The sequence below is a fragment of the Delftia sp. GW456-R20 genome (assembly GCF_001622915.1).
Classification (GTDB): domain Bacteria; phylum Pseudomonadota; class Gammaproteobacteria; order Burkholderiales; family Burkholderiaceae_C; genus Comamonas; species Comamonas acidovorans.
On record NZ_LWCN01000004.1, the window covers coordinates 787,730 to 807,827 of the forward strand.

General features: G+C 67.3%; 18 protein-coding genes. 14 read left to right on the forward strand and 4 right to left on the reverse strand.

Annotated features, from left to right (window positions below; all coding sequences use genetic code 11):
- Nucleotides 1–4 precede the first annotated feature (4 nt).
- From A4F85_RS09020 to A4F85_RS09040, 5 genes are all read left to right on the forward strand, one after another.
- The gene (locus A4F85_RS09020; protein WP_063326373.1) at nucleotides 5–1,549 is read left to right on the forward strand and encodes a protein adenylyltransferase SelO; all 1,545 of its coding nucleotides are present in this window, start codon (nucleotides 5–7) and stop codon (nucleotides 1,547–1,549) included.
- On the forward strand, nucleotides 1,546–1,959 hold the full coding sequence (gene msrB, locus A4F85_RS09025) for a peptide-methionine (R)-S-oxide reductase MsrB (RefSeq protein WP_012205139.1): 414 nt from the start codon (nucleotides 1,546–1,548) through the stop codon (nucleotides 1,957–1,959). The genes A4F85_RS09020 and msrB overlap by 4 nt, the downstream gene beginning before the upstream one ends.
- 126 nt (nucleotides 1,960–2,085) lie before the next feature.
- Entirely contained in the window at nucleotides 2,086–2,685 is a 600-nt protein-coding gene (locus tag A4F85_RS09030) for a septation protein A (RefSeq protein ID WP_013802779.1), read from the forward strand.
- On the forward strand, nucleotides 2,682–2,963 hold the full coding sequence (locus tag A4F85_RS09035) for a BolA family protein (RefSeq protein ID WP_013802780.1): 282 nt from the start codon (nucleotides 2,682–2,684) through the stop codon (nucleotides 2,961–2,963). Before A4F85_RS09030 ends, A4F85_RS09035 begins: the two co-directional genes overlap by 4 nt.
- Nucleotides 2,964–3,044: 81 nt before the next feature.
- A complete protein-coding gene (locus A4F85_RS09040; protein WP_012205136.1) occupies nucleotides 3,045–3,830 on the forward strand; it encodes a foldase protein PrsA in 786 nt (261 codons plus the stop codon).
- A 178-nt stretch (nucleotides 3,831–4,008) separates the two neighbouring features.
- Here A4F85_RS09040 and A4F85_RS09045 read toward each other — a convergent pair whose 3' ends face one another.
- The gene (locus A4F85_RS09045) at nucleotides 4,009–6,210 is read right to left on the reverse strand and encodes a TonB-dependent receptor (RefSeq protein ID WP_063326374.1); all 2,202 of its coding nucleotides are present in this window, start codon (nucleotides 6,208–6,210) and stop codon (nucleotides 4,009–4,011) included.
- A 115-nt stretch (nucleotides 6,211–6,325) separates the two neighbouring features.
- Nucleotides 6,326–7,090 (reverse strand): ankyrin repeat domain-containing protein, encoded by a 765-nt coding sequence (locus A4F85_RS09050; RefSeq protein ID WP_012205134.1) that lies wholly within the window; start codon nucleotides 7,088–7,090, stop codon nucleotides 6,326–6,328.
- A gap of 201 nt (nucleotides 7,091–7,291) precedes the next feature.
- On the opposite strand from A4F85_RS09050, the gene A4F85_RS09055 reads away from it, so the two are divergent.
- Nucleotides 7,292–7,768 (forward strand): SH3 domain-containing protein, encoded by a 477-nt coding sequence (locus A4F85_RS09055; protein WP_063326375.1) that lies wholly within the window; start codon nucleotides 7,292–7,294, stop codon nucleotides 7,766–7,768.
- Between the two features lie 21 nt (nucleotides 7,769–7,789).
- Here A4F85_RS09055 and thiD read toward each other — a convergent pair whose 3' ends face one another.
- The gene (gene thiD / locus A4F85_RS09060) at nucleotides 7,790–8,671 is read right to left on the reverse strand and encodes a bifunctional hydroxymethylpyrimidine kinase/phosphomethylpyrimidine kinase (RefSeq protein WP_063326376.1); all 882 of its coding nucleotides are present in this window, start codon (nucleotides 8,669–8,671) and stop codon (nucleotides 7,790–7,792) included.
- Nucleotides 8,672–9,025: 354 nt separating this feature from the next.
- Here thiD and A4F85_RS09065 point away from each other — a divergent pair, with 354 nt between their 5' ends.
- From A4F85_RS09065 to thiE, 4 genes are all read left to right on the forward strand, one after another.
- A complete protein-coding gene (locus A4F85_RS09065) occupies nucleotides 9,026–10,144 on the forward strand; it encodes an FAD-dependent oxidoreductase (RefSeq protein WP_082848265.1) in 1,119 nt (372 codons plus the stop codon).
- Between the two features lie 119 nt (nucleotides 10,145–10,263).
- Nucleotides 10,264–10,461, forward strand: coding sequence for a sulfur carrier protein ThiS (gene thiS / locus A4F85_RS09070; protein ID WP_012205130.1), 198 nt, complete (start codon nucleotides 10,264–10,266; stop codon nucleotides 10,459–10,461).
- Between the two features lie 32 nt (nucleotides 10,462–10,493).
- Nucleotides 10,494–11,303, forward strand: a complete 810-nt coding sequence (locus A4F85_RS09075; protein WP_016446735.1) for a thiazole synthase — start codon at nucleotides 10,494–10,496, stop codon at nucleotides 11,301–11,303.
- A gap of 11 nt (nucleotides 11,304–11,314) precedes the next feature.
- Nucleotides 11,315–12,238 carry a thiamine phosphate synthase gene (gene thiE / locus A4F85_RS09080; RefSeq protein WP_047219566.1) on the forward strand — a complete coding sequence of 308 codons (924 nt, stop codon included), beginning with the start codon at nucleotides 11,315–11,317 and terminating at the stop codon, nucleotides 12,236–12,238.
- A 58-nt stretch (nucleotides 12,239–12,296) separates the two neighbouring features.
- On the opposite strand, the gene A4F85_RS09085 is transcribed toward thiE, so the two are convergent.
- Nucleotides 12,297–14,993 carry a type IV pilus assembly protein FimV gene (locus A4F85_RS09085; RefSeq protein WP_231890507.1) on the reverse strand — a complete coding sequence of 899 codons (2,697 nt, stop codon included), beginning with the start codon at nucleotides 14,991–14,993 and terminating at the stop codon, nucleotides 12,297–12,299.
- Between the two features lie 58 nt (nucleotides 14,994–15,051).
- Between A4F85_RS09085 and A4F85_RS09090 the strand changes: the two genes are divergently transcribed.
- The 4 genes from A4F85_RS09090 to A4F85_RS09105 all read left to right on the forward strand — a co-directional run bounded on the left by A4F85_RS09090 (nucleotide 15,052) and on the right by A4F85_RS09105 (nucleotide 20,071).
- The gene (locus A4F85_RS09090) at nucleotides 15,052–16,590 is read left to right on the forward strand and encodes a 3-hydroxyacyl-CoA dehydrogenase (RefSeq protein WP_063326378.1); all 1,539 of its coding nucleotides are present in this window, start codon (nucleotides 15,052–15,054) and stop codon (nucleotides 16,588–16,590) included.
- A 170-nt stretch (nucleotides 16,591–16,760) separates the two neighbouring features.
- Nucleotides 16,761–17,480 (forward strand): Crp/Fnr family transcriptional regulator, encoded by a 720-nt coding sequence (locus A4F85_RS09095; protein WP_012205125.1) that lies wholly within the window; start codon nucleotides 16,761–16,763, stop codon nucleotides 17,478–17,480.
- 151 nt (nucleotides 17,481–17,631) lie between these two features.
- A complete protein-coding gene (locus A4F85_RS09100) occupies nucleotides 17,632–18,717 on the forward strand; it encodes a phosphotransferase (RefSeq protein WP_012205124.1) in 1,086 nt (361 codons plus the stop codon).
- A 79-nt stretch (nucleotides 18,718–18,796) separates the two neighbouring features.
- On the forward strand, nucleotides 18,797–20,071 hold the full coding sequence (locus A4F85_RS09105; RefSeq protein ID WP_016446718.1) for an acyl-CoA dehydrogenase family protein: 1,275 nt from the start codon (nucleotides 18,797–18,799) through the stop codon (nucleotides 20,069–20,071).
- The last annotated feature ends 27 nt before the right edge of the window (nucleotides 20,072–20,098 follow it).

Genomic DNA, 20,098 nt, shown 5'->3' on the forward strand with positions numbered 1-20,098 from the left:
CCGCATGAACCTGCATGCTGCCGCCGAAGGCCAGGCTCCGGCGACCTCCCCACGCCCTCCCATCTCCTGGCAAGACGGCTTTGCCGCCCTGGGCCCGGACTTCTTCACCCATCTGCGCCCCACGCCGTTGCCCGAGCCGCACTGGATTGCCACCAGCACCGGCGCCGCCGAGCTGCTGGGCCTGGACCCGCAGTGGCTGGCCTCCGATGAGGCTCTGCAGGCGCTCACCGGCAATGCCGTGCTGCCCGGCAGCCATCCGCTGGCCAGCGTCTACAGCGGCCACCAGTTCGGCGTCTGGGCCGGCCAGCTTGGCGACGGCCGTGCCATCTTGCTGGGTGAGACCGCCTCGGGCCAGGAAATCCAGCTCAAGGGCGCGGGCCGCACGCCCTACTCGCGCATGGGCGACGGGCGCGCCGTGCTGCGCTCGTCCATCCGCGAGTTCCTGTGCAGCGAGGCCATGCACGCCCTGGGCATTCCCACCACGCGCGCGCTGAGCCTCACCGGATCGCCCGCCCCCATTCGCCGCGAAGAGATCGAGACCGCCGCCGTGGTGGCGCGCGTGGCGCCCAGCTTCATACGCTTCGGCCATTTCGAGCACTTTGCGGCGCGCGACCAGATAGCGCCTCTGCGCCAGCTGGCCGACTACGTGATCGACCGCTACTACCCCGAATGCCGCACGGCCGAGGCACTGGTCGGCAACGCCTACGCCAACTTCCTGCAGGCCGTGAGCGAGCGCACGGCGCGGCTGCTGGCGCACTGGCAGGCCGTGGGCTTTTGCCATGGCGTGATGAACACCGACAACATGAGCATCCTGGGCCTGACCATCGACTACGGTCCCTTCCAGTTTCTCGATGCCTTCAACCCCGGCCACATCTGCAACCACAGCGACACCCAGGGCCGCTACGCCTTCAACCGCCAGCCCCAGGTGGCCTATTGGAACCTGTACTGCCTGGGCCAGGCCCTGCTGCCGCTGATCGGCGAAGAGGAACTGACCATTGCAGCGCTGGAGTCGTACAAGCAGGTGTTTCCGCAGGCCTATGGCGCCCTCATGCTGCGCAAGCTGGGTCTGCCCGAAGATGCGCCAGGCACGCCGCCCGCCGAGGGGCGCTTTGCCGCCCTGGTGAACCCGCTGCTGCAGCTCATGGCCGACAACGCGGTGGACTACACCATCTTCTTCAGCCGCCTGACCGATGCGGTGGCTGCCGGTGCCAGTGCCGGCACGGACCTCGACCTTGACCTCGAGCCCGTGCGCGACCTGGTGCTGGACCGCGAGGCCTTCGACCGCTGGGCAGCCCTGTACGCACGGCACCTGGCAGGCACGGATGCCGCGGCGGCCGCCGCTTTGATGCAAGAATCGAATCCGCGCTTCGTGCTGCGCAACCACCTGGGCGAGATGGCCATCCGCGCCGCAAAGGCCGGTGACTTCGCTCCCGTGCGCCACTTGCTGGCTGTGCTGCAGACTCCGTTCGACCCCCACGCCGAGCATGCCGAATGGGCAGGCTTCCCGCCCGACTGGGCTTCCTCCATCGAGATCAGCTGTTCATCATGAGCTTTCCCATCCACAAGACCGAACAGGAATGGCAGGCCGAGCTGCAGGCCAAGGGCGCCGAACCTGCCGCCTTCCAGGTGACACGCCATGCAGCCACCGAGCGCCCGTTCACCGGCCGCTATGAACAGTTCTGGGCCGATGGCAGCTACCACTGCATCTGCTGCGGCAGCAAGCTGTTCGACTCCGACACCAAGTTCGATGCCGGCTGCGGCTGGCCCAGCTTCGACCGCGCCATCCCCGGCGCCATCACCGAAATCGTGGACCGCAGCCACGGCATGGTGCGCACCGAAACCGTCTGCAGCCAGTGCGGCGCCCACCTGGGGCATGTATTCCCCGACGGCCCCTCCGACACAGGACTGCGCTACTGCATGAATTCCGCATCGCTGGAATTCGAGCCGCCCAAGGCCTAGGCTCCAGGCCCGCAAAAACCCCAGGCCACGCGGCCCTGCACCGATGCCGGGTCGCGCCGGCTGCGCCACAATGCGCCTGCCAAGCTCAGGCCCCATGCCTGACTCCAAGCCCATCGAAACCTTCCAATGAAGTTACTGATCGACTTTTTCCCCATCATCCTGTTCTTCGTCGCCTTCAAGGTCTGGGGCATCTACACGGCAACGGCCGTGGCCATCGTCGCCACCATTGCCCAGATCGCCTATCTGCGCGTGCGCCACGGCAAGGTCGAGCCCATGCAATGGGTCAGCCTGGGCGTGATCGTGCTTTTCGGCGGCGCCACCTTGCTGGCCCACAACGACACCTTCATAAAGTGGAAGCCCACCGTGCTGTACTGGCTCATGGGCAGCGCCCTGTTGATAGGCCAGCTGGTGTTCCGCAAGAACCTGCTGCGCTCGGTCATGGGCGCGCAGCTGCAACTGCCCGACAACGCATGGCGCACCCTGAACTGGAGCTGGGCGGCGTTCTTCGCGGTCATGGGCGCGCTCAACCTGGTCATCGCCTACCGCTTCGACACCGACACCTGGGTCAACTTCAAGCTGTTCGGCGGCATGGGGCTGATGCTGGTCTTCGTGATCGGCCAGGCCATCTACATGAGCCGCTTCATGCAGGAAGACAAGGGCGAGGCAGCAGCCGCCACGCCCGACGCCCTGCCCCCGCCTGGCGTGCAGCAGGACAAGCAGCCATGAGCGCGCCCGCCCATCCGCTGCCCATCACCGCCGAAGCCATGCAGGCCGTGCTGCGCGAGCGCCTCGCCCCCGATCACCTGGAAGTGATCGACGAGAGCCACCAGCACGCCGGCCATGTGGGCGCCAACGGCACCGGCTTCGGCACGCATTTCCGCGTGCGCATTGCGTCACCTTTGTTTCAAGGCAAGCCACGCGTGGCACGCCATCGCCTTGTGTATGATGCGCTGCAAGAATTCATTGACCAGGGCGCACACGCCATCGCCATCGAGGTTCTTTGAACTTTTACAGGCTCCGACGATTCGGAGCCTGTTGCGTATCCGCGCTATAGAATCAATTTTTCCTTCATATCTGGAATTCGCATGAAAAAACAGCTTCTGACCAGCCTGGTGACTGCCGCCGTGCTGAGCACCGCGGCCCTGTCCGCCTCGGCCCAGAACATCGCCGTCGTCAACGGCAAGGCTGTGCCCAAGGCACGCGCCGAAGCGCTCAAGCAACAGATCGAGCAAAGCGGCCGCCCCGTGACGCCCGAGCTGGAAGGGCAGATCAAGGAAGAAGTCATCGCCCGCGAGATCTTCATGCAGGAAGCCAACAAGCGCAGCCTGGCCAACAGCGAAGCCTACAAGCAGCAGATGGAACTGGCCCGCCAGACCATCCTGATCCGCGCGCTGTTCGAGGACTTCCAGAAGAAGAACCCCGTGACCGACGCCGAAGCCAAGGCCGAGTACGACAAGGCCGTCGCTGCCAACAGCGGCAAGGAATACAAGGCCAGCCACATCCTGGTCGAGTCGGAAGACCGCGCCAAGGCCATCATTGCCGAGATCAAGGCCGGCAAGAAGTTTGAAGACATCGCCAAGAAGGAGTCCAAGGACCCCGGATCCGGCGCCCGTGGCGGTGACCTCGACTGGGCCAACCCCGGCAACTACGTGCCCGAGTTCTCCGAAGCCCTGATCAAGCTCGAAAAGGGTGGGATGACCCAGGAGCCGGTCAAGACCCAGTTCGGCTACCACATCATCCGCCTGGACGACGCACGTCAGGCCGAACTGCCCAAGTTCGAGGAAGTCAAGCCCCAGATCGTGCAGCAGCTGCAACAGCAAAAGCTGGCGCAATTCCAGGAATCGCTGCGCGAAAAGGCCAAGATCCAGTAAGATGCGTACGAGTCGGCGGTTTTTGCCGCCGGCCTGACCATCACCAGCCCGCCTTGTGCGGGCTCTTTTTTTGTCCGATGACCCTGTCAAAAACAAAAGCTGCCCTCTGGGGGGGCAGCTTGCACGCATTGTTACCTGCGGCCGACTCCGAGCGTCGGGCCCCGGGCAATCCGGCACTTCAGAACTGATAGGTTGCCGTTACCCTGGCCGTGCGGCCTTCGCCGTATTCAACGGCCGAGGAACGCGACTGCTCGCCCAGGCGCTGGCGCACGCCGGCCACATAGGCCTTGTTGCCGATGTTTTCGAGATTGAGCCTGAGCTTCCATTGCCGGTTGAGTTCATAGCCGACCATGGCGCTGTGCACCCAATAGGCAGAGAGTTTCCCATCGCCTGCCGAGGTGACATTGCGCGTGCCCACGAAGCGCACCCCATAGCCCACCGTCCAGCCTTGGGGCAATGCATAGGTGGTCCACAGGTTCAGCGAATGGCGCGGCGTATTGCCCAGCGCCTGGCCCACACGCGCAGGCTCGTTCAATGACTTGAGGGTCTTGCTGGCCATGAAGGTGTAGTTGGCGAAGACATCCCATTGCGGCGTCACCTTGCCTGCGGCACCGAGCTCCAGCCCGCGCACGCGCTGCTCTCCGGCCAGCAGATAGCTGCCATCGGCCATCTGCTCTCGGGCATTGGTCTTGTCCACCTGGAACAGGGCGCCGGTCAGCGCCAGCTGGCGGTCCAGCACATCCCACTTGGTTCCCAGTTCCAGGCTGGTGTTCTTCTCGGGTGCCAGCGAGGCCGTGGCCGCATCCAGGCCCGAGCCCGTGGAGACCAGGAATTCGGCGGAAGGGTTGAAGGCCGTGCCGTAGGCCAGGTAGATGCGGCCATTGTCGGCGGGCTTGAAGCTCAGGGCCGTGCGGCCGCTGAGCCGGCCGTCGGAGCTGTCCACCGAGGTGCGCACGCCAGCGGCCGTTGTGGCGTTGGAGCGCCCGTCGATCCAGTCATAGCGCAGGCCCAGGTTCAGATCCCAGCGCGGACCCAGCGCAATGGAGTCGGTGGCATACAGCGCGCGGGTGTCCAGGCTGGTTTCGTTCCTTCCGCTGTTTTGCAAGTCCGTGGTGCCCGTCCAGTATCCGGGCGGACGGGCCAGCGGATAGCCGCCGGCAGGGAACTGCCGGTTGATGTTGTAGGAAGATGTGGTGCGGTCATAGGTCTCGCGCGCGATCTCGAAGCCCGTGATCAGCGTATGCCCCAGCACGCCTGTGTCGAAGCGCTGGGTCAGGTTGGTCTGGTTGATCCACAGGGTGGTGGCCGCATCGCGGCCATAGGCCTGGGGCCCTGCGGGCCGGTAGTAGCCAGGCTGCATGCCCCGGAGATCGACATGCGAGGCAGAGATCACGGTATCGCGGCTCAGCCGCGAGTAGCGCGAGAGGTTCTGCAGCTTGGCGCCCGAGGCGAAGTCATGCTCGATCTTCGCGGTCAGGGCATCCTGGCTGATCTTTTCCCGGTCAAGGTTGCGCCAGCCGAAGTAGGCATTGCGCGAGACGCCATCGAGCATCTTGCCGCGAAAGGCCGGCACGCCAAAGTCGGGAAGATTGTCATCGTTCTGGTGGAAGAAGCTGAGAGTCACGCGCGTGGGCGAATTCAATCCCAGAGCCAGCGAGGGCGCCACACCCCAGCGCCGCTTGAAGATGGTGTCGCGCCCGGCCACGTCGCTGTCATGGCCCATGAGGTTCAGGCGCATGGCGGCCTTGCCGCCAGCCAGCACCCGGTTGGTGTCGAGCGTGAGGCGCCGGTAGCTGGCCGTGCCCAGGCCTGCGTCGGCCTCGGTGAAGTCATGGGCCTTGGGCTGCTTGCTGATCATGTTGATGCTGCCGCCCGAGGTGCCTGCCCCGCCAAAGACCGAGTTCGGGCCCTTGATGACTTCGACAGACTCCGTGTTGAAGAGGTCGCTGCGGTTGTTCTGCCCACTGTCGCGCAGCCCGTCGATCTGCAGGTTGGCGTTGGCGCTGAAGCCGCGGATGTTGATGCTGTCGCCCGAGCCCGCACCGCCCTCGCCCGCATTGAAGGTGATGCCCGACACATTGGACAGCGCCTGCTGCAGGCTCAGGGCGTTCTGTTCCTGGAGCACCTGCCCCGGTACCACCGTAATGGTCTGGGGCACGTCCAGCAGCGGCTTGGCGTACTTGACCGAGTCGGATGCCTCGGTGCGCGAGCCGGTGGTGCGCGGTCCCGAAACGGTGACCGGCGCCAGCTGGACCTGGCGATCCTCAGGGGGCACATCCTGCGCGTATGCAGGTGTGACCAGCGCCGCAGCGAAGACCGAATAAAGGCATGACTGGGGGCCGGAGACGAAAGGTCGGGAACGGCAATCTGAAGTGCGCATGGCAAGGGCCTTTGTTGAAAATGGAAATCATTTGCAACAAGACCTTTCCCAAGCAATCAGATCCGTCTGATTCTGGTGTTCAGACCTCGATCTCAGGCGTTTTCGCTTGCGCCGATCAGCGCGCTCCCGCCTCCTGCAGCAGCCGCTCCACCTCATGCTGGCTGCGCTGGCGAGCGTGGGCCAGGGCCGTGACGCCGTCCTTGTCGGGCAGGCTGAGGTCCGCCTTCGCCGTGATCAGCTGGCGCACGATGTCCTGGTAGCGCGGGCCACCATCGCCCAGCAAAACGGCTTCGAGCAGGCAGGTCCAGCCCAGCCGGTTCACATGGTCGGCCCGCACACCGGCCGCCAGCAAGGCCTGCACGGTATCGACGTGGCCGCGCTCGCAGGCGGGGATCAGCGCTGTGCCGCCGTAGCGGTTGACGCTTTGCAGGTCGGCACCATAGGACAGTGTCATGCGCAGGATTTCCAGCCGACCCAGGGCACCGGCCAGCAGATAGGCACTGTCCTGCAGGTCGTTCTTGAGATTGGGATTGGCCCCGTGGACCAGCAAGGAGCGCGCGACCTCGACATGGTTGCCGCGCACGGCCAGCAGCAGCGGCGTGTTGCCCTGCGGATCACGCACATCCACCGGCGCGCCGCGCTTGAGCCAGTCGCGCACCTGCAGCGCTTCGCCCGCCTGGGCGGCCGCCAGCAGCGCGGGGCCGAATTCGGGGCGGTTCACCACACCCTCCTGCGCCTTGGCCGCGTCGCGGCCCTCGGCGGCTGCGGCAACGGCCTGGGCCTCCTGCGCCTGGACATCCGCCAGTCCTGCCGCAAGGCAGGCCGTCAGAATCGCCGCGTGCCGGCCCTGCGCGCCGGATCGGGAAACAGCATGGTGCATACAAGCCCTCCTGGAAAACACTGTGGTGCGGCAAGCGTACGGCAAGCCCGGGCGATTGCAGGCGAACCCGGGGTACCGCCCGTCAGTTTCATTCAGGAACTATAGCGGCATCGCCTGATCCCACGCGCTTTCCCTGGGCTCGGCCCGCGCTGGAAAGTCTCCGCGCGCCAGCCGACCTCGAACGAAAGGAGACCCGTTCCCGTGCCTTGCAATCAACGCCGTGCCGCCCGCTGGCTGGCCGCAGCCGCCACCGCCCTCACCGTCCTCACCACCACCCTGGCCCCGGCCGTCGCCCATGCGCGCGAGTTCGTCAGCGTCAAGGGCGCCAGCGTCAATGTGCGGCAGCAGCCCACCACGCGCTCGGCCACGCTGTGGGAGCTGGGCAAGGGCTATCCGCTGCAGGTGGTGCAGCGCAAGGGCCAGTGGCTGCGCGTCAGGGACAACGAGAGCACGCTGGGCTGGGTGCATGCGCCGCTGACCGGCAAGACCCCGCACATGGTGGTGACCGGGCGCACCGCCAACCTGCGCGCAGGCCCGGGTCAGAACCATCGCGTGGTGGGCAAGCTGGCTGAGATGGAAGTGGTGCGCACGCTCAGGAAACAGGGCTCCTGGGCCCAGGTCCAGCGCGACAACGGCCAAAAGGGCTGGGTGGCGCGCAGCCTGACCTGGGGCTGGTGAACCAGGCGCTGCGCCGAACGTTCAGCCCTTGACCACGACCTGCGCGCGCGGCGCATAGCCGTGGTTCAGCGGGCCATGGCCGGCGCCCGTGAACACATCGGCGCCGGCCGCAATCGCGCCCAGGATGTAATCGCGCGCCTGGGCCACGGCCGCCTCCAGCGGCAGGCCCAGCGCCAGGTGCGAGGCAATCGCCGAAGACAGCGTGCAGCCCGTGCCGTGCCCGTTGTGCGTGGCAATGCGCTGCGACTGCAGGCGCAGCCGCTGGCCGTTGCCATGGCCCAGCAGGTCCACCACCAGATCGCCCGACAAGTGCCCTCCCTTGAGCAAGGCGGCCGGCGCGCCCAGCGCCAGCAGTTCCTGCACGGCGCCGTCCAGTGCGTCTATGCCCTCAATGGAGTGGCCCAGCAGCAGCGCCGCCTCGTCCAGATTGGGCGTGACCACGGTGGCCAGGGGGAACAGTTCGCGCACCAGCACGGAGGCGGTTTCCGGCGCAATCAGCCGGTCGCCGCTGGTGGCCACCATCACGGGGTCCAGCACCACGTTGCGCAACTGGTGGCGGCGGATGGCATCGGCCACCACCTGCACCACCTCGGGCGTGGCCAGCATGCCGATCTTGACGGCGTCGGCGCCGATGTCCTCGACCACCGCATCGATCTGGCCGCGCAGTATGTCCACGGGAATGCCGTGGATGCCGCTGACGCCCAGCGTGTTCTGCACGGTGATGGCCGTGATGGCCGTCATGCCGTAGCAGCCCAGGGCGCTGCAGGTCTTGAGGTCGGCCTGTATGCCGGCGCCGCCACCGCTGTCGGAGCCCGCGATGATGAGCACGCGGGCATAGCGCTTGCGCGCGGCGGGAGCCGGTTCGGGGGATGCGGCGGTCGAAGGGGAGTGGTCGGCAGTCATGGGCGAAAATTATCACCCATGCGCATGGTCAATACCGGCAGCTGCGGGATGTGCTGTAATGCCTGCTGACGGACGAAACAGGGGTGTCCCGTCGGTGAAACAGGGCCTGGCCCGCCTCACCGATGCGTGACTGAGAAACACCCTGGGGCCCCGGGGCGACCAGCCCCCTGCCGCACAAGCCTGCACCACAGGCACCTTGCCGCGCAGCGCCCCTGCACCCGATCCAGGTCATGCTGGCGTGGGGAGTTTCAATCAATCGGGGTGGTACGCCGCGTTTTGTCCAGCACATGCCCTGTGCGCGGACAGCCGGCCGGCAGTCCCACGGGCATGGGCGCACTTGACCACCAGATGCACATGTCCGTTCTACAAGCTTCTTCCCGCATCGCCATTCTGGGCGGCGGCCTCATGGGCCGGCTGCTGGCATTGGCGCTGGCCCGTCGCGGCCACGGCATTGCCGTATACGACGCCCACGGCCCCGAAGGCGATGGCGCTGCCGCCCGCGTGGCAGCCGCCATGCTCGCGCCCCTAGCCGAATCGGCCATCACCGAGCCCGGCGTGGTGCGCATGGGCCAGCACGGCCTGACGCGCTGGCCCGAACTGCTGGCCCAGCTCGATGCGCCCGTGTTCTTCCAGCAAAACGGCACCCTCATCCTCTGGCACCGCCAGGACGCGGGCGATGCCCAGCGCTTCTTCGGCCTGCTGGAGAAAAACCGCCGCATCAACCCCAGCCTTCCCGCGCTGCAGCCGCTGGCCGACCAGGCCCTGCACGACTGCGAGCCCGCGCTTGAGCGGCGTTTTGCCCAGGCCATGCACCTGCAGGACGAAGGCCAATTGGACAACCGCCAGCTGCTGGCCGCGCTCCACGCCACGCTGACCCGCCTGGGCGTGGAGCAGCACTGGAACCAGCCGCGCGAGCTGGCCGACTTCCAACCCGGCACGCCGGGCCAGCCCGACTGGGTGCTGGACTGCCGGGGCCTGGGCGCCCGCGGCCAGTGGCCCGCGCTGCGCGGCGTGCGCGGCGAGGTGGTGCGCATCCACGCGCCCGAGGTCACGCTGCAGCGGCCCACGCGCCTGATCCATCCGCGCTACCCGATCTACATTGCGCCCAAGGAGGACCACCTCTTCGTCATCGGCGCCACCGAGATCGAGTCCGACGACATGTCGCCGGCCAGCGTGCGCTCCACGCTGGAGCTGCTGAGCGCCGCCTACACCGTGCATCCGGGTTTTGCCGAGGGCCGCATCGTCGAGATCGCCACCCAGTGCCGCCCCACCCTGCCCGACAATCTGCCGGCCGTGCGCTGGAGCGCGCCGCGCGTGATGGAGGTCAACGGCCTGTACCGCCATGGCTTCATGATCGCGCCGGCCATGCTGGACGTGGTGCTGGAGCTGCTCGACAGCGGCGATTCCGAACTGGCCCGCCGCTTCGATGTTGCCGTCGAGCATGCGCCATCGCAGCACAAGGCAGCCGCCTGAACGGCACGCACGGCACTTTCACGCACAACAGACCGGACATGCATGCAGGGTCGCCAGGCCCGGCCCTGCCTAAGATCGAACAAGCCCCCGTACCCGCCTTTCGTTTCCCCCCAGCCGCCATGAACATCACCATCAACCAGCAAGCGACCGAACTGAGCGACGGAGCCACCGTGGCCGACGCGCTGGCCCAGCTTGCGCCGCGCCCGCCCTTTGCCGTGGCCATCAATACCGTCTTCGTACCCAAGGCCCGCTATGCCGAGCAGGCGCTGAACGACGGCGACCGCCTCGAAGTGATCTCGCCGGTGACCGGCGGCTGATGCCCCATCCGACTCTCCCATTGCCTCACGCCATGACGACTTCCGCCTCTTCCTCCGACGACAGCCTGGTCCTGTACGGCCAGCGCTTTGACAGCCGCCTGCTGCTGGGCACCTCCCGCTACCCCTCGCCCGCCGTGCTCGAAGCTGCCGTGCAGCGCGCGCGCCCTGCCATGGTCACGGCCTCGCTGCGCCGCCAGGGCAGCAATGCCGCCGAGACCGGCGCCAGCTTCTGGGAACTGCTCAGAAAGCTCAACGTGCCCGTGCTGCCCAACACCGCCGGCTGCATGACCGTGCAGGAAGCCGTGACCACGGCCCAGATGGCGCGCGAAGTCTTCGAGACGCCCTGGATCAAGCTGGAGCTGATCGGCGACGACTACACCCTGCAGCCCGACACGCTGAACCTGGTCGAGGCCGCCTCCATCCTCATCAAGGACGGCTTCCAGGTCCTGCCCTACACCACCGAGGACCTGGTGCTGTGCCAGCGCCTGGTGGATGTGGGCTGCCAGGCCGTCATGCCCTGGGCGGCGCCCATCGGCACGGGCCGCGGCCCCGTCAACCCCTATGCCATGCAGACGCTGCGCGAACGCCTGAAGGTGCCGCTGATCGTGGATGCGGGCCTGGGCCGCCCGTCCCATGCCTGCCAGGTCATGGAGTGGGGCTATGACGCCGTGCTGCTGAACACGGCCGTGGCCCTGTCCGAAGATCCCGTCGCCATGGCCGGCGCCTTTGCCGATGCCGTGAATGCCGGCCACGCCGCCCATCGCGCCGGCGCCATGGCCGAGCAATCTGCCGCCCAGCCCAGCACACCCGTGCTGGGCACGCCGTTCTGGCACCACGGCTGAGGAGACCGTCCATGAGCAACGACTCGATCCAGTCCTGGGCAGATGCCATCGTGCGCCTGCACGGCGCCACCTTCGCCCCTGAAGGCTCCGCCCTGCCCTCGCAGCCCGTGCCGCAGGCACAGCGCCAGGAACCGGCCTATCTTGCGGCGCTGCAGGCCTGCAGCGCGCTGGGCTTCATCGCCATCGACGCCGAGACGCTGGCCTGCGCTTGGCAGGCGCAGACGCTGCGCAGGGGCCGCTTCGAGGCCACGCTATGGCCCGACGATCCGCGCGACTTCGGTCTGGAGGGCGCCGATCCCGCACTGGCCTTCCCGGACTGTCCAAGGTCCCTGGGCCTGTACGGCGTGCTGCCCGATGCGCAATGGGTGGGACGCATGGCCCGCGCCGGTGTGCCCACCGTGCAATTGCGCTTCAAGTCCGAGGACCGCGACGCCATCGCCCGCGAAGTGCGCGCCGCCGTGGCCGCCGTGGAAGGCACGGGCGCCCTGCTCTTCATCAACGACCACTGGCGCGAGGCCATCGATGCCGGCGCCTATGGCGTGCATGTGGGCCAGGAAGACCTGGACGCGCTGGCCGGCGCCGACCTGCAGGCCATCCACGCCTCGGGCCTGCGCCTGGGCGTGAGCACGCATGGCTATGCCGAAATGGTGCGCGCCCATGCGGTGCAGCCCAGCTACATCGCGCTGGGCGCCGTCTTCCCCACCACACTCAAGAAAATGGCCACGGCTCCGCAGGGCCTGGCGCGCCTGGGCGCCTATGTGCGGCTGATGCAGCGCTATCCGCTGGTGGCCATAGGCGGCATCTCGGCCGACCAGTTCCCGGCCGTGCGCGCCACGGGCGTAGGCTCGGTGGCCGTGGTGCGGGCACTGGTCAATGCCGAGGATCCAGAAGCGGCGGCGCAGCAGTTGCTCGCCAGCATGCACGCTGCGGACTGAGTTCTTGCTGGGCACTCCAACAAAAAAGGGAGCAGATGCTCCCTTTTTTTGCACTGCCTCAATCCTTGGGCGGATCCTTGTCGTCTGCCTGCGGCGACGGAGCCTGTGGTGAGCGACGAAAGGCCGGGTCGGTCTCGCGCGACAGCAGCATGTCCACCGAGCGGCTCAGCGGCTCGTCCAGGCCACGGTGCTCACGCACGGTGTCGGGCGGCTCCAGCTCCCACTTGTCCAGCGCCAGGTCCATGTCCAGCGGCGCCTTGAGATTGTGGCTGCTGAAACCCACGGCACCCGAGCCGGGCACCGACAGCGTCACGGGCGGAAAACGCGAGGGCACATCGACATGCGGCAGCTCGTTCTCGCCCAGGTCCGTGAGGTCTATGTCCAGCATCGGTGCCGACTCATCGTGGATGAAGGAAGGCGCCTCGCCCAGGGGCACGGCGCGCACCTGGCCTGCGGGCAGCTGGCCGGCCTGATCCAGATCGAAGTTCAGGGGCTGCAGCTCGAAGTGCAGCGGTGCGGACAACGAGTCCGGTGCGCTGCTCGCAGGCTTGTCGCCGCCGCCGACTGCACCCGTGGACAGGGGCGGCGTGTCCATGGGGGTGAACTCCAGGCCCGGCTCCAGCGGCGTCACTGAGCCCGGCTGCGGCTGTGCAGGTTCTATCGGCGGCTGCAGCTCTGCCATCCAGTCCACGCCCGTGGCCGCGGATGCAGGAGCCTGCGCCGGCGTGGTTTCTGCAGCCGCTGTGAAGGCAGCCGCACCGGCCGTGGTTGCGGTTGCGCCGGCTGCGGCCGTGCCCGTGACCATGCGCGGCGTGGTGCGCTCGCGCGGGCCGGGTTCGCCGCGTGTTCCGGCAGGTGAGGTGCGCGCAATGGACAGCAGCAGCAGCAGGTCGTCGAAGGCCGCCAGATCGAAGGGGGCCGGCGCATCGGGGTCGGGTGCACCGTCCTGCTTGAACAGGTAGTGCGCCAGGCAAGTTTCGACTTCGTCCACGGGCCACAGGGCCTCGATGCGTGCCAGTTGCTCGGGATAGCCCTGCAGCAGGCTGCTGCCCTTGTCGGTAAAGCCCGGCATGGCCGGCACACGGGCGTTGAAATGCCGGGCAAAACGCGCGCGCAGCTGGTCGAAATCGTCGCGGCGGCTCAGCGTGTAGTACAGGTGCAGCAGCTCCAGATAGGCCAGCGGCGAGGAATCCTCATGCGTGTCGATATGCGAGCGCAGCAGCTCGATGGCCTGCTGGTGTTCGCCCACCGAGATGAAGAATTCCGCCTGCTGCTGCACGTCGAACAGTTCGCCGGGCTGCACCATGCGCCTGGCCTTGATGGCCTCGGGCCCGGATGTGCGCACAGGTGCCGGGGCCTGCGGCGCAGGCTCGGTTTCCAGCTCGGCATGCACGGACACAGGCACGGGAATGGTGGCCGGGCCGAAGTCGCCAGGGTCCACATCCTCATGCAGCTCATAGGTCACGCCGGGGCGCATCTGGGCGCCGCGCTGCACATAGGGCGAAGCCAGGGTATCCGGTCCCCGGCGGTCGTCCTGCTGCGGTGCCGCAGGCCGGTGCTCACGCAGGCTGGGGGCCATGGGCCGCGTGGGCCTATGGGGATCCAGGGAATGCGGCAGGGTGTGGATCTCGTCATCGCGCGCATGCGGCGGGGTCGACGGCACGGGGTCCTGCGACGAACGCTCCACCGATTCCCGCCAGGCGTTCTGCTCGCGCGAGAAAAGCGAAGCACCCGAGCGCATGCGCCAGGCCATCCAGCCGATCACGGCCACGGCGGCAATCAGGGCCAGCAGCAGCGCATTGAACAGCCAGGACGAGCCGCCGGACTCCTGGCGCATTGCGTCCAGCTCGGCGCGCAACTGGGCCAGTTGCCCACGGTCCACGCCGTCGCGCTTCTTGAAGGCCGCCATCTCGGCCTCCAGCGCCTGCACGCGCTTGTTGGCCTCGGCCAGCTGCTCGCTGCCGGCATCGAACATGGGAGCCGCAGATGCGGCGCCGCCTTCGGGTGTTCCGGGTGTTCCGGCTGCTCCAGCGGCGCCCGGCGTGCCGCCCGTGCCCAGCCATTCCTCCACCGGCTCCATGCGCAGGCGCGGTTCGATGCGCAGGCCCGCCTGCAACTGCCCGGCCTGGGCCTGGGCGGTCACGCCCACGGGCGGCCTGGATTTCTCGGCCGCCGCCTTGGGCTTGGCCTGGGGCTTTGGCTTGGGCTGGGGTTTCGGTTCCTTGGCAACGGGCACCGCTGCGGGCCTGGACTCGGCCCGGGCGCTGCGGCCAGCGGCCGGGCGGGAGGAAGTCGAAGATGGATCGGAAGCGGCACCAGCGGCCGCCAGCGCCGGCTGGGCTGCCGCCAGCTCCCGCACATTGATGGGTTGATTGCCCGTGGCATCCACCGACTCGGGCAGCTGCGCCAGCAGCGTATAGCTGCGGCTGATGCCGCCACCTTCGCAGCCCGCCCACAGCTTGAGCGTCACGATGGGCTCGTCCACCGTATAGCGGGCCTGCACCCGCACGGCCTTGCCCGACGAGGTCGGGCTGACACTGACGCGCGAGGATTCGATGGGCCTGTCACCGGCCAGCAGCTCGGCGCGCACACAGGAGCTGCCGGCGTCGTTTCCGCTATCGGGCTGCAAGCCCACCACCAGGTCGAACGGAGCGCCCAGCACCACGTTGCCCCGAGGACTGCCCAACGACAATGCGGACGCGTTCCAGGCCATGGAGGACAGGGCGACGCCGAGAATGGTGCTACAAATTCTCACATCAGCCTTTCTTTGAACGCTTGCATTTTTGCATAGACACCTGTAGGACACCTCCTCTATGTATATGATCCAAAACAACATTTCTCCTATCAGAAACGTCGGACTGATAGGCGCAGGCATCATGGGGCAAGGCATTGCCCATGTGGCCGCCCAGGCAGGCGCCAGGGTGCTGTTGCAGGATGCCCGTCCCGGTGCTGCCGCACAAGCGCAACAACAGCTGCTTGGGCTGTGGGACACGCTGCAAAAGAAACAAAAAATAACAAGTGAGCAGGCCGCAGATTGCAAGGCCCGGCTGACGGTGGTGGACGGTCTCGATGCCTTCAAGAACTGCGACCTGGTAATAGAGGCCATCGTCGAGCGCATGGATGCCAAGCAGGCCCTGCTGCGCGAGCTGGAGGCCATCGTTGCGCCCGGGACCCTCATCGCCAGCAATACCTCGGCCCTGTCCATCACCACGCTGGCCACGGCGCTCAAGCACCCGCAGCGCTTTGCCGGCTTTCACTTCTTCAACCCGGCCCCGCTGATGAAGGTGGTGGAGATCGTGCGCGGCCTGGCCACGGACGAGGCCACCTGCGCCACGCTGGCACAGTTCGCGCGCAGCTTCGGCCACACGCCCGTGCGTGCGCAGGACACGCCGGGCTTTCTGGTCAACCACCTGGGCCGCGGCTATGTGACCGAGGCGCTGCGCATCGTGCAGGAAGGCATTGCCGACTTCGCCACCATCGACCGCATCCTGCGCGAGCAGGTGGGATTCAAGCTCGGCCCGTTCGAGCTGATGGATCTCACCGGCCTGGATGTCACCCATGCCGTGATGGAGCACATCTACCACCAGTACTACCAGGAGCCGCGCTACCGCCCCAGCCCCATTGCCGCGCAGCGCGTGGCGGCCGGCCTGCTGGGCCGCAAGACCGGCCAGGGCTTTTACCGCTATGCAAAAGGCCGCGCCGAGCAGCCTGCCGAGCCTGCCGTGCCGCAGGTGCAGACGCTGCCACCGGTCTGGGTGTCCGCACGCGCGGCCCGGCGCAACGAGATCTACCAGTTGCTCAAGAGCCTGGGCGCGCGCATTGAAACCGCGCAGGCACCGACCGAGCAGGCCTTGATCCTGGTGGCGCCGCTGGGCCTGGACGTGACTACGGTGGCTGCCGTGGAGCGGCTGGACTGCACGCGCACCATGGGCATCGACATGCTGATCGCCGACGCCGACACGCGCCGCCGCGTGCTGGCCACCACGCCGGCCACGCGCACCGACATGCGCGATGCGGCCCATGCGCTTTTTGCCAGCGACGGCAAGGCCGTGAGCGTGATCCGCGACAGCGGCGGCTTCGTCACGCAGCGCGTGGTGGGCTCCATCGTCAACATCGCCAGCGACATCTGCCAGCAGGGCATCGGCAGCCCGGCCGACCTGGAAAAGGCCGTGACCCTGGGCCTGGGCTATCCCGTGGGCCCGCTGGCCATGGGCGACCGCTGGGGCCCCACCAACATGCTGGAGGTCCTGTTCAACCTGCAGACCGTGTATGGCGATCCACGCTACCGCCCCAGCCCCTGGCTGCGCCGCCGTGGCGCGCTGGGGCTGAGCCTCACGCACGAGGAGCCATAAGCCCTGCAAAGCCGGCGACCCGACGCACGACGGGTCGCCTTTTTTTCGCCGCCCTGCCCGGTTTTTGGCAGGCCCAGACACCGAAGTGACAGGCCCGCCGGCGGCATGCTGCGCCGCGGCGGTCCCACACGCGACAATGTGACCGTCATCAGTCACGCAAAAGACAGGCCATGGACGACCCGATTCTTACCATCGAAGAACGTGAAGCGATCAACTCCGGTCGCTGGTTTTCATCACTTTCTCCATCGCTTCGGCACGACATTCTTCGATGCGCTTACGTCAAACGGTTCAAAGATGGCACGCTCATCTGCGCACGCGGAGAACCGCCCGAGGAATGGATCGCCTGCGCCCGGGGTGCGGTGCGCGTGAGCTCGACCTCGATCACGGGCAAGCAGATCACGCTGGACTACGTGGAGCCGGGCATCTGGTTCGGCGACGTGGCCATCCTGGACGGGGACAAGCGCACGCACGATGCCTATGCGCACGGCGAGACCACGCTGCTGTGCGTGTCCAAGACCGACTTCAAGAAAATCCTGTCCATGCATGTGGAGTTCTCGGAAGCCATGCTGCGCCTGCATGCGCGGCGCATCCGCCAGCTCTACGGCCTGGTCGAGGACCTCAACACCCTGCCGCTGCGCGCGCGCCTGGCCAAGCAGCTGCTGCACCTGGTGCGCAGCTACGGCGTGACCAGCCTGTCGGATGGCAGCGAGATCCGCATCGGCCTGCACCTGGCGCAGGAGGAACTGGCCCAGTTGCTGGGCGCCTCGCGCCAGCGCGTGAACCAGGAACTCAAGGCCATGGAGCGCGAGAACGCCATCCGCATCGAGCCGGGCGGCCTGGTGGTCTGCGACCGCGACACGCTGCTGCGCATCGCCGCGCCCGACGCCTGAACCTGCGCGGCCCGCGCCGCGCCGCGTACACACAACCCTTTCCTTCACCGACCGGACGCTCGCGCCGGCCGGTGCCTTGCCGCGCCCGTGCCGCGCGGCCGCACCCCTTTCTAGAACCGGTTTCCGAACCGATCACAGGACTGACTGCCCCATGAGCACTTTCGACCATTTCGTAGGCACGCGCCCCGTCTCAGACCAGCACGCATTCGACGTGCCCGCGCTCACCGCCTGGATGCAGGGCCATGTGCAGGGCTTTGCCGGCCCGCTGCAGGTGGAGATGTTCAAGGGCGGCCAGTCCAACCCCACCTACAAGCTGATCACGCCCGGCCGCAGCTACGTGATGCGCTCCAAGCCCGGCCCCGTGGCCAAGCTGCTGCCCTCGGCCCATGCCATCGAGCGCGAGTTCCGCGTGATGAAGGGCCTGGCCGGCACCGACGTGCCCGTGCCCCACATGTATGCGCTGTGCGAGGACGAGTCCATCATCGGCCGCGCCTTCTACATCATGGAGTGCATGGAAGGCCGCGTGCTCTGGGACCAGTCCCTGCCCGGCATGGAGCCGGCCCAGCGCGCCGCCATCTACGACGAGATGAACCGCGTGATCTCGGCACTGCACACCGTGGACTTCGCGGCCCAGGGCCTGGCCGACTACGGCAAGAGCGGCAACTACTTCGAGCGCCAGATCGGCCGCTGGAGCAAGCAGTACGTGGCCTCGGTCACCCAGCCCATCCCCGAGATGGACCAGCTCATGCAGTGGCTGCCCGCCCACATGCCGGCCAGCGCGCTGGATGCCTCGCGCGTGTCCATCGTGCACGGCGACTTCCGCCTGGACAACCTGATGTTCCACCCCACCGAGCCGCGCGTCATCGCCGTGCTGGACTGGGAGCTGTCCACCCTGGGCCACCCGCTGGCCGACTTCAGCTACCACTGCATGAGCTGGCACATCCCGGCCACGCTGGGCCGGGGCATCGCAGGCAAGGACCTGGCGGCCCTGGGCATTCCGGACGAAGAGGAATACATCCGCCGCTACTGCGAGCGCACGGGCCTCAAGGACGTGGACACGCTGCGCGCCGACTGGAACTTCTACATGGCCTACAACATGTTCCGCATCGCGGCCATCCTGCAGGGCATTGCCAAGCGCGTGGAAGCCGGCACGGCCTCCAGCGCCCAGGCCAAGGCCTCCGGCGACACCGCCCGGCCCATGGCCGAGCTGGCCTGGTCCTTCGCCCAGCGCAGCTGAGCCATCCAGACCAGCCGCCAACACTCACCGATCACCCCGTTTCCACCACAAGCGACAAGCCAAGAGAAGGAGCGCATCCATGGACTTTGAATATTCGCCCAAGACCAAGGACCTGCAGGAACGCCTGCTGAAGTTCATGGACGAGCACATCTATCCCGGCGAAAAGGACTATGCCGCCGAGATGGAAGCCAACACCGCCGCAGGCAAGCGCTGGACGCCGCTGCAGACCATCGAGAAGCTCAAGGTCAAGGCCCGGGAGCAAGGCCTGTGGAACCTGTTCCTGCCCGTGGACAGCGCCGAGGCCGCAGGCTACAAGGGCGGCGGCCTGACCAACCAGGAATACGCGCCGCTGGCCGAGATCATGGGCCGCGTGCCATGGTCCAGCGAGGTGTTCAACTGCTCTGCGCCCGACACCGGCAACATGGAGACCATTGCGCGCTACGGCAGCACCGAACTCAAGGAGCGCTGGCTCAAGCCGCTGCTGGACGGCAAGATCCGCTCGGCCTTCGCCATGACCGAGCCCGAGGTGGCCTCCTCCGACGCCACCAACATCTGCACCCGCATCGAGCGCCAGGGCGACGAGTACGTGATCAACGGCCACAAGTGGTGGATCTCGGGTGCCGGCGATCCGCGCTGCCAGGTCTTCATCACCATGGGCAAGACCGACCCCGACGCGCCCAAGCACTCGCAGCAGAGCATGATCATCGTGCCCGGCGACGCGCCCGGCATCCGCATCGTGCGACCGCTCAACGTCATGGGCTATGACGATGCGCCCCACGGCCACATGGAGATGTACTTCGAGAACGTGCGCGTGCCCGTGGGCAACATCCTGCTGGGCGAGGGCCGTGGCTTCGAGATCGCCCAGGGCCGCCTTGGCCCCGGCCGCATCCACCACTGCATGCGCCTGATCGGCCTGGCCGAGCGCGCGCTGGAGCTGATGTGCAAGCGCGCCAGCTCGCGCATCGCCTTCGGCAAGAGCGTGGCCCAGCAGACCGTGACGCAGGAACGCATCGCCGAGGCGCGCTGCCGCATCGACATGGCGCGCCTGCTCACGCTCAAGGCCGCCTGGCTGATGGACATTGCCGGCAACAAGGTGGCGCGCAGCGAGATCGCCATGATCAAGGTCGTGGCCCCCAGCATGGCCTGCCAGGTCATCGACTGGGCCATGCAGGTGCACGGCGGCGGCGGCATGAGCGACGACTTCCCGCTGGCCAGCGCCTACGCCCACGCGCGCACGCTGCGCTTTGCCGACGGCCCGGACGAAGTGCACCGCAACGCCATCGCCAAGTGGGAGCTGGGCAAGTACGGCGCCTACGGCAAGGATGCCGGCGTGCCCATCACGCGCGGCAGCTGAGCAGGCTTCAAGCCTGAGGCCTGAGGC